Below are 13605 nucleotides of genomic sequence, written 5' to 3'. Positions count from 1 at the left end.
CACGCAAAAGATATATTGGAAGCCAGCGCTTTATTCCTATTAGATCGCAAATCCCCATGAATCTGTGCTAATGTTGCCAAACTGCTTTTCGGTGTTTACGGGTAGCTCTTCGTGTCTCCACGCCAGGTTGGGCGGAGAGGCGCATAATCCTCTTCGCGCCTTGAAAAGAGCGGCATGCAGATCCCGGCATGTTGCCGGCTTGCAGAAGCGTCCTGACCCAGGAGGAGGGAACCAGATCAAATGGGAATGCCCCTGGTTGGAGCGTCGATGCCGGCGCGCTGCTTTGCCGTACTGGCGCTTCTAGCGTTGTCGGTGCTGTTGTTTGTTCCTTGCCCGGCACCGGCCGAGGTCGCGTCTCCGGTCGCCGCGCCGATAGCCCGGCTGAACCAAGCGCTTCTTGATCTGATGAAGAGCGGTGGGCACGAGCCGGCACGCAGCCGGCTGCAACGCTTCCTTCCCCTCATGCAGGAGATCTTCGATCTGGACACTGCATTGCGCGTCGTAGCGGCACCTTATTTCGACAAGGCCACCGAGGCGGAACAGCATCAAGCGCTTGATGCGTTCACCCGGCGAAGCGCCGCCCAGTATGTCGATCGCTTCAACAGCTACGAGGGACAGACCATCGACATTGTCGGAGAGCGGCCGGGAACGCGCGGCACGATGCTGGTGGATACCGATCTGAGAAAGCCCGGCAAATCTCCTGTGCGCCTCACCTATGTGCTGCGGCAGGAGGGAAGCGGTTGGAAGATCCTCGACGTGCTTGCCAAGGGCACTATCAGCCAGATCGCGTCACAACGTGCGGATTTCCAGTCATCCCTGCGCAACGGTGGGCTCCAGGGTTTGACGCGCGATCTGAACGCCAAAGCCGAACAGCTGCTCAACCGGAGCTGACCGGCATGGAGCCATCGCTCGTTACCGGTGGCAGCGGCTTCATCGGCAGCCATCTCGTCGCGGCTCTGGTGGACCGTGGCGAGCACGTGCGGATCCTGGACACGGCCCCTCCCCGCACGACCCGGCCCAATGTCACCTTTCTGCGCGGCTCGGTGCTGGATCACGAAGCGGTGGCGGAAGCCTGCGACGGGGTCAGGCAAGTCTTCCATCTTGCTGCAATGGCACAGCTCTGGCATCGCGATCCGTCCGTGTTCGACGCGGTCAACCATGGCGGCACACGGATCGTGCTCGCGGCCGCGATGGAGGCTGGCGTGCGCCGGTTCATCCATTGCTCGACAGAGAGCGTGCTGAACCACGGGAGGCCGGATAACGATGGCTCCCACCTTGGGCATGAGGCGATGGCCGGTCCCTATTGCCGCTCGAAATATCTGGCCGAAAGAGAAGCCTTGGCGGCGGCCGAGCGAATGCCTGTCGTGATCGTCAATCCGACCGCACCAATCGGTCCCGGCGACCACACACCGACACCGCCGACCGCCATGTTGCGTCTGTTCCTGGATGGCGGACCGCACTTGATCCTGAACTGTAACCTCAACCTGGTGGATGTCCGCGATGTCGCCGACGGCATGATTCTGGCGGCCGAACGCGGCGTGGTGGGCGAGCGCTATATCCTTGGCGGACAAAATCTGACGCTTCCCGACCTTGCGGACCGCATTGACCGGCTGGCCGGGCGCAGGTGCCGACGCCGTTGGCCGATCCCCGGCCGCTTGGCTCTGGCCGCCGCGGTGCTGGAGGAATGGATGAGCGACCACATCACTCACCGCCCCCCGCGTGCACCGGCAACCGGGGTTCGTCTGGCGATCACCGCCGAATTCGTGGAAAGCACGAAAGCGATGCGCGAACTTGGCTATAAGCCTCGTTCGTTGGACAACGCTTTGGCGGATGCGGTGGCGTGGCTGATGGGCACGGAGACCATGCCGGCGTCTCAGCCGTCATCCTGACGCTGCCATCGGTCCCCGGCTTCGGCCGCCGCGTCATCGCCTGGCGATGTGCGCGCCAAAGGTTACGGTAGCTCCATTGCATGATACTTCCGACCCGTCACCGATCTGCGGCTTCATCGCCAGCGGCCGACGGACTACAGCCCCCGGTCAGGCAAGGATAAGGTACTGGCAAGATGGCCGAAATCGCACACAACGGCGGCAATCCGGATTCATTGACTTACACGGTCGACGTGGTGACACGGTCGGGCACATCATTTTACCTCGGCATGCGGAGCCTGCCGTTGGAAAGGCGCCACGCCATGTATGCCATCTATGCCTTCTGCCGCGAGGTCGACGACATTGCCGATGGACCAGATTCAAACGCGGTAAAGCGGTCAGAGCTTCGCGAGTGGCGCGCCGAGGTGGAGCGGCTCTATGCCGGCAACCCAACGCGACCCGCCACGCGCGCCTTGGCTGACGCAGTTCGCCGCTTCGGCCTCCCACGCGAAGAATTCCTGGCGATCATCGATGGGATGGAGATGGACCTCGATGACGCGATGTTCGCCCCCGATGGAACGAGGCTGCGTCTTTACTGCCGGCGGGTGGCCGGGGCGGTAGGTCTGCTGTCGCTGCATGCCTTCGGCGCCGACGAACCCGATGCCCAGACCTTCGCCCTGGCGCTCGGCGAGGCATTGCAGCTGACCAACATCCTGCGCGACGTGACCGAAGATGCCGAACAGGGACGACTCTACCTGCCGGGCGACCTGCTGCGCCGACACGGAATCGACCCGGCGGCGGGCATTTCATCGGTGCTCTCAAGCACTGCGCTTGATGCCGCCTGCCGTGACCTTGCTGCGATTGCGCACAGTCGATTCGCCGATGCGGACCGCGCCCTGCTTCGTTGTCGACGGTCGCGGCTGCGCCCAGCGCTGCTGATGATGGGCATTTATGAAGAGCTTCTCGACATGTTGGAACGGCGCGGCTGGCACGGTCACGAGCCGCCATTGAGTTTGAGCAAGCCCCGCAAATTGTGGGCCGCCCTGAGACGTGGGCTTTTCCGGCCCAAGTGGCGGCCGCCTGCGTGATCCCGTTCATATAGGGGACAGCAATGGATGGACCGACTTCGTTTTCAGATACTGACCATGACCTCGACAGACTGATCGATCATTCCGCAATTGCGTTGGAGGCCCTGCAAAGGGAAGACGGCCACTGGTTGTTTGAACTGGAGGCCGACGTCACCATTCCAGCCGAATACATACTGATGCGCCACTTTCTGGGCGACCCGGCAGACTCCAAGCTTGAGGCCCGCCTCGGCAGCTACATTCGCGATGTCCAGGGCCGAGACGGGGGTTGGCCGTTGTTCCATGACGGCGATGCTGACATCAGTGCCTCGGTGAAGGCTTACTTTGCCTTGAAGATGATCGGCGACGATCCGCAGGAGCCGCACATGCGCCGCGCTCGTGCCACCATTCTGGCCGCCGGGGGCGCCGCCCGAGCCAACGTCTTCACCCGCATCCTCCTGGCGTTGTATGGGGAAGTGCCGTGGCACGCCGTTCCGGCGATGCCGGTGGAACTGATGCTGGCCCCACGCTGGTTCCCGATACATCTGACGAAGATGGCCTACTGGTCCCGTGTGGTGATCGCGCCCCTTCTGATCCTCCTTGCGCTGAAGCCCCGCGCACGCAATCCACGGGACGTCCACATAAGGGAACTCTTCACCACTCCGCCGGAGCAGGAGCGGCGCTACAACATCAACCCGACCGGTTCGCTATCCGGCAAAGCATTTCTGATGCTCGACCATGTGCTGCGTGCGGTCGACCCCTGGGTTCCACGCCGGTTGCGCCGACACGCGATCCGGAATGCCGAAGCCTTCATCCTGGCTCGACTGAATGGCGAGGACGGGCTGGGCGCGATCTTTCCAGCCATGGTCAATGCCGTGCTGGCTCTCGATGTGCTGGGCCGTCCACGGGATCACCCACAGGTTCTGACCGTTCGCCGAGCACTCGACCGCCTGCTGACGGTGCGGGACCAAGGGACGTATTGCCAACCTTGCGTATCACCCGTCTGGGACACCGCGTTATCGGTTCATGCGCTGGTGGAGGCTGGAGCGGCGGCAGACGGTCCCGTTTTGCGCCCTGCACTCGACTGGCTGCGCGACAGGCAAATTCTGGACCGTGCGGGCGATTGGGTGAACGGACGTGGAGAGCATACACCCCGACCAGGGGGATGGGCGTTTCAATATGAGAACCCTTTGTATCCCGACCTCGACGACACGGCGATGGTTGCCATGGCGCTTCACCGGTCCGATCCCGAGCGCTATGCAGACGCGATCGCGCGGGCCAAGGAATGGATAATCGGCATGCAGAGCCGCGACGGGGGATGGGGCGCGTATGACGCCGACAACACGAACCATTACCTGAATCACATCCCTTTTGCCGACCACGGGGCTCTGCTCGATCCGCCGACCGCCGACGTCACCGCCCGTTGCTTGACTTTCCTGGCGCAGACCGGGCTTGGCCGTGACCAACCGGCGCTTGCCCGTGCCATCAACTTCCTGTTGCGTCATCAAGAGCCGGATGGGTCGTGGTTCGGTCGCTGGGGTGCCAACTACATCTATGGCACCTGGTCGGTGCTGTCTGCCTTGGCTGCCGTGGGAGAGGACCCCGGATCACCAGCCATTCGCAGGGCAGTCGCCTTCCTCGCATCTCGTCAACGCCCGGATGGTGGCTGGGGTGAGGATTGCGCGACCTATTGGCACGCCCGCAAGAACGAGGTCAAGGCGAGCACGCCGTCGCAGACCGCATGGGCACTGCTCGGCCTTATGGCCGCCGGCGAGGAGAAGGGGCTGGTCGTCCAGCGTGGTATCGCCTTCCTAGGGCAGGCGCCACGCAACGGCGCTCACTGGCTGGAAAAGCACCACACCGGGGTGGGATTCCCACGGGTCTTTTACCTGCGATACCATGGTTATTCGGCCTATTTCCCATTGTGGGCGCTGGCACGTTATCGCGCTCAGCATCGCCGCAATCGCATGATGATCGATGAAACCCTTATGGCTTCCAATCCTTGATCCGGTTGGGCATCCTCACCGGCCTCCAGGTCGAAGCCGACCTGCTGCGCGCGCTGCCCCGTCAAGCACCTCTGGTCGCCTGCAGCGGTGCTGACGCGGCACATGCGCGGGCAGTGGCGTGGGACTTGGTGGAACGGGGAGCAGAGGCGCTGATCAGTTTCGGACTTGCCGGTGGCTTGGCGGAAGGGTTGAACGCCGGCACTCTGGTGCTCCCGTCCGAGATCCGGCTGCATGACGGTTCACTTCGCGCAGTGGACCCAACGTGGCGCGAAGCGGTTCAGGAGCGTATGAAGGGTCTTCATCCCTCCAACGGGCGCATGGCATGCGTTCCACTCGTGCTTGAGACCCTCGCCGAAAAGAAAGCGTTGGCAGAACGGAGCAGCGCCGTTGCTGCCGATATGGAGAGCGAAGCGGTTGCGGTTGCGGCACGGCGGGCTGGAGTGCCGTTCCTGGTGTTGCGCGCTGTAGCCGATCCATGGGATGCCGTGGTCCCGTCGCCCATCCTGACGGCTCTGGCGACCAATGGCTCCCTCAGCGTCTTCGCGGCGGCTGTCGAACTGGTACGCCAGCCCAGACACCTGTCGGCACTGCTGCGCCTCGCGCGCGATGGTCACAGAGCGCTGGCAGCGTTGCGCACTGCTCTCAACCATCTAGGATCCCTGGATCCCCCTTGATTGGTTTGGGGCCGGCCATGGGTATCGGAAGTGGCGGCCAAAGAGGAGACATAACGATTAAAGCCTCGTACGTTTAATTTGAAACGCACGAGAGATTCACGCTTCAAATCGCGTCCGATTTCACGCTATCCGATCCGGGCAACGGTTTGTCGGACCCGGCGTCGATCCATATCGTTGAACAGATCATTTTCCAGGCAAAGTTCAGCGCCAGCCTTGGCTATTTACGACGAACCAACAGCCGCATTTTGGTGAATTCCGCGAGATCTAGAATACCATCACGATTTTCGTCAGCCTGCTCAAAAGCTGAATCAACGACATTCATAAATTCCATTGTATCAATTCTGCTGTTCTCTCCGGCAATACGATTAAACACATCTTTTGGAAGAGGCGTTTCATTCGGCGTGAGAATCATGTCCTTATTCTTGTCCCATATATAAAATATCAGCATTTGATTGTTCTTGAACTCCGACAATGTGATTTTTCCGTCGTGGTTCGTGTCGAGGAGATCAAATATCGTTTTGGTCTGTCGCGTATCGCTTGTCCGCCCCTGTGCCAGCACATTTCCAGGCAACACGGAAATCATAAAAAACACAATGATGTTCCAAAGAACTAATCCGACGTACTTAGTGGAGTGATCTCGGTTATTTCCGGTTTTATTATCAAATATTGGAAAGTTGCTCTGTTGACAACAATATTTATTCACTGCATTCTTCATCTTGTCCTCCTCTTTTCTTCGATGGAGATCCCGATGGAATGGGCATGGGTGACGGTTGGCCGCCGCGCTATCGTGTTGACCGTTGCTGGCATTGTCACGTCGGCCGGGTTCGCCGCAGCACGTGAATCCGACATCCGCATCGTCTACGGTCCACCAAGCGATGCTGCACAGCAGGCGATGCAACGACGCTTGCAGGATCGAAAGGCTTTGGAAGACATTCGCGACCGATTGGGCGACATTCGGCTTCCACGTGTCTTGACAATCAAGATCGCTGATTGTCACGGCGAGGTCGATGCTTCTTATGAGTCGGCTGACGCTACGGTGACGATCTGCTACGAATACTTGGATTACCTTCAGGAATTGGCACGAGATCTGCCACCTGCCGCTTTGCGGGAGGGGCTTACACCCGAGAGTTACCTGACAGGCCCGTTTCTTGAGGTTGTCCTGCATGAGTTGGCCCACGCTCTGTTCGACCTCAAGAAGATCCCCATCCTCGGACGTGAAGAGGACGCCGCCGATCAGGTCGCCGCCTTCACGCTTCTGCGCCTGGGCAGTGAGCAAGCACGACGGGCGATCGCCGCCATCGCCATCATGTACGCCAGCGAGGCGAAGGCAGAGGCGCCGACCGCCAGCGATTTTGCGAACGAGCACAGCCTGCCGGCCCAGCGGTTCTACAATCTCCTGTGCATCAGTTACGGCGCCGATCGGAAAACCTTCGGCGACCTGGTGGAAAAGGGCTATCTGCCGTCGGACCGGGCCGAGCAATGCGTCGCGGAGTACCAACAGGTTGCCTACGCATTCCAGCAGTTGATCGCACCTCATTTGAAAGGCCGAAGGCCGACCGCCGCACCACAGCAACGTTAACCGTGCAGCTTGTAAGCTCAGTGCGGCAACAACCTGGAACGCGGTGTTGCCGATCGCCGATGCCGGACACCGGACGTCAGAACCAACGCTTGGACGGCTGAATCGATACGGCGAGCGCCTCGCTGATCACGGCCGTGATGGTGTCGCCGACCTTCAACTCCGGTAGCCTCGCTTGCCGGGACGGGTCGACCACATTGACGGTGAAGACGGCGCCACCTTGCGGATTGACCAGATCGACGCTGTGCGCGGTCAGATCGATCCCGACCACCAATCCGCTGACACGCGTCACCTGCGTGCCGATGCCGCCAGGCGCCTCGGTCGGACGGGCGATCACTTGGCTGATCTCATCCTCCGGCACCTTCGACCCGGGTTGGGACACGAAGAACGCAACGGAGCGGTAGTATTGCGCCTCAACGGCGTCGCCCTCCTTCAGCATCTCCAGCCGAACGTTGGGGCCGGCGACGAGGGTAATCGATCCCCCAGAGCGTCCGTCCAACGTCACACGTCGTGTTGCGGGGTCGATCGCCTTGATCTTGGCCTGGATCGTCACCGCAGCGTCCTGGGGAATGAGGTTGTTCAACTCCGTCCTGGTCTGCGATGCGGCGGGTTGCGGCAGCATGGCCGGCACCAGCAATGCGCCGCACAGGGCGAGAGCAGGGACAAAAATGGGAATGGCTTTGCGGACTGCCATGACTTCCTCCTGATCGCGATCCGAAAGGATCGACTGATGGGATCTCGGGCGGGGGTCTGGAGCGGGGATTTGGAGCGGTGGTCCGATAGGCGATGCTTCCTTGCAGGCGCTCTCCTCTTCCGCTCCTGGACGACGCTCAACGTCCGAAAGGACCAGACTGAGCGTCCACCAAAGTCAGCATCCAAGTGCTTTGCTGGATTTCAGACGAACGGCGACACAAGCGTTGCCGTCTTGCCGGTGCCAGCGCCCTGCCCTCTCTTAATCCACGCAACCACAGGGGTCATCGTCTCAACTGTAACCCCTGCTACGGTAACCGAACCTTCAGTAGCCAGGAGGGGCCGGGACAACGATGTATGAGACGCCGCCATTCACGTAGGTTCGATTGTACCAAGTGCCGCCGCAACCGTAGTAGCTGACCCCACCCGCCGTCACCATGCTCGGCGAACAGGGCAGCACGGTCACATAGGTCGGCGCGGCCGTTGCCGCTCCTGCGATGTAACCCGCCGTGGCACCGATGGCCGCACCTGCAAGGGCGTAGCCCCAATCATCATCATGGTCGTCGTAGTGGTGGTAACCGTCCCAATTGCCAGAGATGTTCTGCGCGGCGTTGGCCCGAGCCTGGGTCCGCTCGGTCTGTCCCTGCTGGCGGGCGTCGGTCCGTTCCGTCATTCCGCCCTGACGCTGTCCTTCCCGTTCGGTACGTTCCTCGGCACGGGTCTGTTGGGTCTGCGCGCGTTGGCCGGAGCGTTCGGTGGCGCCAGCCTGTCGCGCCTCGGTCTGGGAGGCGGCCGTCCGCTGACCCGACCGCTCGGTCGCGCCGGCTTGGCGGGCAGCGGTACCACCACCCACGTGACCTCCCGCACCTCCTGTGGGCCTCTGGGCCGAGACGCGGCCACCAGACGGGGGCGGCCGTTGGGCCGAAAAGCCTCCGCCGGCGGCTGGACCGGAACGGGAATACCCCCCGCCGCCGCCCCGACCACCACCCCGACCATCACCACCACCGCGCGCATGGGAATCCGCCACTGTCGCAGCGACCAGCAGAAGCGACAGGATCATCGAAGAAGCCGCCCGTGATGTCGATGCCGTTGTCATTTCGAAGCTCCTTCCGCATGGCCGGAGGAATTGGAAGTGCCGGCCGGCTGTCGACCGGCACTTTGGCGAACCCGTACGACGAAAGGGATGCGCTCGGCACCGGGCGGCGGGACGAAGGCAAGCTGTTCCAAAGAAACGTCGGGATTCAGTGTCCAGTCGGTCAAATTCGCACGGAACTGGGGTTCTCCCTCATCGTCCTTGTACGTGATCGTCACGCGCTGCGGCAAAGGCTCCCCTTGCACGGGAATCCAGACCTGGAAGTCGACACCCTCCGTTTGGCCAGCCAGATGGTCGGTCGGCACCGAGGACAGCATGTCGCGTTCCACATAGGACAGCGCATTCAGACGCTGCGTCAGCTCGTCCGGCAGGGAGGTGACCAGCAACAGCGCCAGCGGCAGCCGGACCTGCAGGTCCTGGATGACATAACGTACGGCCTCGTCCACCGTTCCAGGTCGCTCAACTTGGCCATAAACACCTTCCTTCGGGCTGAGCACCGTGATCGCCTTGCCATCGAAACTCACTTGTGTGCGCTTCCCGTTGCTTTCTTCGGAGTCGATCCGCAGTCCGCTCGGACGTTTGAGAACGACCGTCCGTCGCTCCCCAAACGTGATCTTCTCGCCGGTATCCTGAACGACATCGTAGTCGGAGTGGATGGTGACGCGGAAGCCGCTCGCACCCGCGAGTGTCTCCGCCATATGGGTCAGCAAGGTCAACGCCTGCGGATCAATCGGGTCTTCCTCTGCAACCGGCGGACCGGCAGCGGACGGAGGACCTTCGGCCGCCAACGCCGGACCGAACAGCAGGGGAAGACACAGCATTGCCCCAAACAGCCACAACCGGCATTTCATCGTTGCATCCTCCATATTGCAGCGGACAGAGCCATGCCGGGCACCGCTAACCAACCGTCCGGCGACCCGTGCGGGGCAGCGCAGAGACCGCGGAAGCGATGTCACGGCTCAATGCCGCCAGATTGCTGTTCATTGCGGCGACCAGTGCAGGATACCGGTCGTCATCGACATGGACGGTCCGGCGAGTTCGCTGACGGACCAGCACATGTTCCGATATTCCGTCGAGGATCGCCCAACGCGCATCGAGAACGCTGTCACCTGTGATGGTCCGCTCGAACTGGTCAATGTCGACAGCGATCTCGCAGTCGAAGCGCTCGACATCGCGCGCCGGGAGAATCCGCACACGATCACTGTTCAGCAGCACCGACAGGTTCTTTGCCAACACCCGCGTGATGTTGGCCGGCAGACGCTCGGCCCAACGGTTGTCGCCGTCGGCATCCAGTTGGTTGGGACCGGTGTAACTTACGATTTCCGAACGATCGAGATATTCCGGGAGTACCACCGGTCGCACGCCCAAGGCGCGGCCGGCGGATCTATTGCCGCCACCGGGCCGGGCCGTTGCGCCTCCCGGATCGGCCTGATGGTCCGACTGTCCGGTGTTCAGGGCCGCGTCGGACAATGGCGTCAACACGTACAGCTGCGGCGGCGGGCTGCTGCAGCCCGGCAGCGCAGCCGTCGCCGCCATTCCCCAGAGAAGCGATCGGCGCCCCAATCCGGCCATCCTCATTGCATCACCGTCCGGTTATCAGGATGTTCGGGCTGCGTTCCAGCTGGTCGGCAAAGGAGCGCAACGACTTTGTTGCCAGCGACAGATTGGCGAGCGTCTGGTCAAGATTGCCGCGGAGAGGCGAACGAGGATCAAGCGCGGCGTTCATCGTGCGCAGCGTGCTGTCCGCCTGCTGGAACGCCTTCTCCGCCGCTGCCGTCGCCGCCTGGACGCGGACGCTGACCGGGCGCACCTCGCCGTCGATCTTGCCCAATGTGCTGCGCAGGTCGGTAATGGCATTGTGCAGGTCGAGCCGGAGCATCGACACGGCAGTGCCAGTGTCTTTGGCCATGCTGGAGACGTCACCGAGCAGTGGTCCGGAGCGCTGGTTCAGCGTCGTCATCAGCACCTGGAACTGCTCGAGACCGCCGGCCAGCGCGACAGCGGAGTCACGCCAGCCCGGCTCCGCCAGCAGCTTGTTGAGCTGCGACAACGCCAGCACCATGCTGCCGGCGATCTCGTCGAGCGGAAGGTCGGTCAGCGCTCGTTTCAGCGTCTCCAGATCCGACGGCACGGACGGGATTTCCGTCACGCCGGAGGGCAGCCCCCCAAATGTACGGGCAGGTGTCCCGGGATAAGTGCCGAGTTCAATGGCAAGCTGCCCGGTGACCAGGCTTTGTGACACCAGCTTGGCACGCAGCCCCTTCTCCAACAGCCGGCCATACTCCGTCGGTTTCAGCGGACCGTCCGTCCAGGCGACGGCGCCAGGGGTGAATTCAAACTCAACCGGCATCCGGGTGTTTAGATTGACGCTGTCCACCTCCAGGTGGATGGCCTTCACCTCGCCGACGCGCACGCCCTGGTAGGTCACCGGCGCGCCGACCTCCAGCCCGGAGACGGAGCCTTCGAAATAGGTTCCTGCGCGGGGACGCTTCTGCAGTATGTTGCCGCTGCCGAACAGCGCGACGGTCAGCACCAGCAAGCCCACGGCGCCAAGGACGAAGCCGCCGACCAGTTTGGGATTGGCATGGGATGCCATCTGTCGCCTCCTTTGCGGTTGATCAGGCCGCCACAGCACCCGGCTCACCGCGGCGCAGAAATTCCCGCACCTTCGGGCTGTCGGCCTGGTCGATCAACGTTCGCGGATTGCCGTGTGCGATCGCCGTCCGGCTCTCTGCATCCAGGAACACTGCATTGTCGGCGATCGCAAAGATGCTGGCCAATTCGTGGGTAACGATCACCACGGTGCTGCCGAGACTGTCCCGCAGTTCCAGGATCAGGTCGTCGAGCCGTCGTGAGCTGAGCGGATCGAGACCGGCCGAGGGTTCGTCCAGGAACAGAATGTCAGGATCGAGCGCCATCGCACGAGCCAGTCCTGCGCGCTTGCGCATTCCGCCGCTGATCTGCGACGGGTAATAGTCCTCGAAGCCGCGAAGTCCGACCAGCGCCAGCTTCAGCGAAACCAGATCGGCCACCTCGTTGGAGTCGAGTTGGGTATAGATCGACAGCGGCAGCGCGACATTCTCGGCCAGCGTCATCGAACTCCACAACGCGCCACTCTGGAACAGCACACCGAAGCGCCGACGGATCGCCGTGCGCGCTTCCTCTCCGCCACTCCAGAAGCTGCAGCCGTCGTAGATCACTTCGCCGCGGGCCGGCCGTATCAGGCCGATCATGTGCTTCAGCATCGTACTCTTGCCACAGCCGCTGTCGCCCATGATCACAAAGATCTCGCCGGGTGCCACCGTGAAGCTGACATCCCGCTGCACCACGAAGCCGTCGAAGGCCATGCTGAGGTTGCGGACGTCAATTCGCGGCTCTTCATCAACGGTAGGGCCTGCAATCGCTTGTGGCCCCCAGCGGTCGAGACCGGTCGGTGTCATGCGCCCTCCCATCGCTCCCTCTCACAGCCCGACGATGTTGAGCAGGACGGCCAGCACCGCGTCACTGATGATGATCCAGACGAGCGCCGTTACCACGGCGGCGGTTGCCGCATTTCCGACGGCCGCGGCGCTGCGGCCGGACTGAATCCCATGCATGCAACCGGCGACGGCAACCAGCGCACCGAACAGGACGCTCTTGCCCCAGCCGACGAAGAAATCATTGAAGCTGAAGCCAGCTTGCGTTTGCGCCAGATAGATCGTCGGCGTCAGATCGAGCATGCCGACGCCAACCAGGAAGCCCCCAAAGATTCCGGCGAAGGCCGAGTAAAGGTAGAGCAGCGGCATCATCAGCATGAGTGCCAGCATCCGTGGCAACACCAGGAAGTCCATTGCTGGAATGCCGAGCGTGGTCAACGCATCGATCTCCTCGTTCGCCTGCATGGAGCCGATCTGTGCGGCGAAGGCCGCTCCGGTCCGGCCGGCCAACACGATCGCCGTCATGATTGCCGCCATCTCTCTCGTCATGGCGACCACGACAAGGTTGGCGACGTAAATCTCGGCACCGAAACTGCGCAGTTGCACCGCACCGACGAAGGCAAGGATCAGCCCGACCAGCAGCGATATGATGAAAGCGATACCGAGTGCCTGCACCCCGCATTCCTGGACGGTCTGCAGCAGGTCGGACCTTCGGAATCGTGCCCGTCCGGCGACCAGGCTCAGCAGTGACAACGTCGCCTCGCCCAGAAAGCCCAATCCGTCCAGAAATCGCTTGCGAGACAGCAGGGTAGCTTCCCCGACCATGACCAGGAGGGATCGAGGCGCTGCGACCCGGCGGGTTCCGGTCTTCTCGGGCACCGCCAACGCCAGATCCACAAGCCGGCGGACACCCGGCGGCAGGTCGCCCTTGTCGAAAGCGACATCATTGGACCGACAATACCCCTCCAATCCGGCAACGAAGGACACCAGCGACGAGTCCCAGCGACCGAGCCCCGCCCCATGGACGGTCACCCGCTCGGGCGCCGGCTGCATCGCCGACCGCCCGTCGATCTTCCATGCCATGAGCTCCCGCACTGACGGCATGCCGCGTCGCACCACCCAGTCGCCGCTGCAATGAACTGCCAGGCTTTGACCGTCGACACTCTCGACCTGCAAAGCAGCTGCAAGCACGTCCGCCATGATGGTTCCCTCGACGCACGC

General features: G+C 62.3%; 14 protein-coding genes. 6 read left to right on the top strand and 8 right to left on the bottom strand.

Annotation, left to right across the window (positions count from 1 at the left end):
* The first annotated feature begins 240 nt into the window (after positions 1-240).
* From ACCD06_RS02395 to ACCD06_RS02375, 5 genes are all read left to right on the top strand, one after another.
* The gene (locus ACCD06_RS02395; protein WP_247871576.1) at positions 241-891 is read left to right on the top strand and encodes an ABC transporter substrate-binding protein; all 651 of its coding nucleotides are present in this window, start codon (positions 241-243) and stop codon (positions 889-891) included.
* A 5-nt stretch (positions 892-896) separates the two neighbouring features.
* Entirely contained in the window at positions 897-1889 is a 993-nt protein-coding gene (locus tag ACCD06_RS02390; RefSeq protein ID WP_413338503.1) for an NAD-dependent epimerase/dehydratase family protein, read from the top strand.
* A gap of 173 nt (positions 1890-2062) precedes the next feature.
* On the top strand, positions 2063-2953 hold the full coding sequence (gene hpnD, locus ACCD06_RS02385; RefSeq protein ID WP_413338501.1) for a presqualene diphosphate synthase HpnD: 891 nt from the start codon (positions 2063-2065) through the stop codon (positions 2951-2953).
* 23 nt (positions 2954-2976) lie between these two features.
* Positions 2977-4935: a squalene--hopene cyclase gene (gene shc / locus ACCD06_RS02380; protein ID WP_413338499.1), complete on the top strand. Its 1959-nt coding sequence runs from the start codon at positions 2977-2979 to the stop codon at positions 4933-4935.
* On the top strand, positions 4932-5609 hold the full coding sequence (locus ACCD06_RS02375) for a purine phosphorylase (RefSeq protein WP_413338497.1): 678 nt from the start codon (positions 4932-4934) through the stop codon (positions 5607-5609). Before shc ends, ACCD06_RS02375 begins: the two co-directional genes overlap by 4 nt.
* Before the next feature lie 217 nt (positions 5610-5826).
* On the opposite strand, the gene ACCD06_RS02370 is transcribed toward ACCD06_RS02375, so the two are convergent.
* Positions 5827-6324, bottom strand: coding sequence for an EF-hand domain-containing protein (locus tag ACCD06_RS02370; protein ID WP_413338495.1), 498 nt, complete (start codon positions 6322-6324; stop codon positions 5827-5829).
* A 33-nt stretch (positions 6325-6357) separates the two neighbouring features.
* Here ACCD06_RS02370 and ACCD06_RS02365 point away from each other — a divergent pair, with 33 nt between their 5' ends.
* The gene (locus ACCD06_RS02365; protein WP_413338493.1) at positions 6358-7188 is read left to right on the top strand and encodes a DUF4344 domain-containing metallopeptidase; all 831 of its coding nucleotides are present in this window, start codon (positions 6358-6360) and stop codon (positions 7186-7188) included.
* A 76-nt stretch (positions 7189-7264) separates the two neighbouring features.
* Here the strand turns inward: ACCD06_RS02365 and ACCD06_RS02360 are convergent, their stop codons facing one another.
* From ACCD06_RS02360 to ACCD06_RS02330, 7 genes are all read right to left on the bottom strand, one after another.
* Positions 7265-7879: a hypothetical protein gene (locus ACCD06_RS02360; protein ID WP_413338491.1), complete on the bottom strand. Its 615-nt coding sequence runs from the start codon at positions 7877-7879 to the stop codon at positions 7265-7267.
* Positions 7880-8200: 321 nt separating this feature from the next.
* The gene (locus ACCD06_RS02355; protein ID WP_413338489.1) at positions 8201-8728 is read right to left on the bottom strand and encodes a hypothetical protein; all 528 of its coding nucleotides are present in this window, start codon (positions 8726-8728) and stop codon (positions 8201-8203) included.
* Positions 8729-8967: 239 nt separating this feature from the next.
* A complete protein-coding gene (locus ACCD06_RS02350) occupies positions 8968-9819 on the bottom strand; it encodes a DUF2092 domain-containing protein (RefSeq protein ID WP_413338487.1) in 852 nt (283 codons plus the stop codon).
* A 46-nt stretch (positions 9820-9865) separates the two neighbouring features.
* Positions 9866-10540, bottom strand: coding sequence for a membrane integrity-associated transporter subunit PqiC (locus ACCD06_RS02345; RefSeq protein ID WP_413338485.1), 675 nt, complete (start codon positions 10538-10540; stop codon positions 9866-9868).
* A 10-nt stretch (positions 10541-10550) separates the two neighbouring features.
* Positions 10551-11564 (bottom strand): MlaD family protein, encoded by a 1014-nt coding sequence (locus ACCD06_RS02340; protein ID WP_413338483.1) that lies wholly within the window; start codon positions 11562-11564, stop codon positions 10551-10553.
* Positions 11565-11586: 22 nt separating this feature from the next.
* Complete coding sequence (locus ACCD06_RS02335; RefSeq protein WP_413338481.1) at positions 11587-12408, bottom strand: ABC transporter ATP-binding protein; 822 nt, start codon at positions 12406-12408, stop codon at positions 11587-11589.
* A gap of 21 nt (positions 12409-12429) precedes the next feature.
* Positions 12430-13584: an MlaE family ABC transporter permease gene (locus ACCD06_RS02330; RefSeq protein ID WP_413338479.1), complete on the bottom strand. Its 1155-nt coding sequence runs from the start codon at positions 13582-13584 to the stop codon at positions 12430-12432.
* Between the last annotated feature and the right edge of the window lie 21 nt (positions 13585-13605).

The sequence above is a fragment of the Azospirillum sp. CT11-132 genome (assembly GCF_047302835.1).
GTDB lineage: Bacteria > Pseudomonadota > Alphaproteobacteria > Azospirillales > Azospirillaceae > Azospirillum.
Note: the sequence above shows the minus strand (reverse complement) of the source record. Positions and strands in the feature narration are given on the sequence as shown.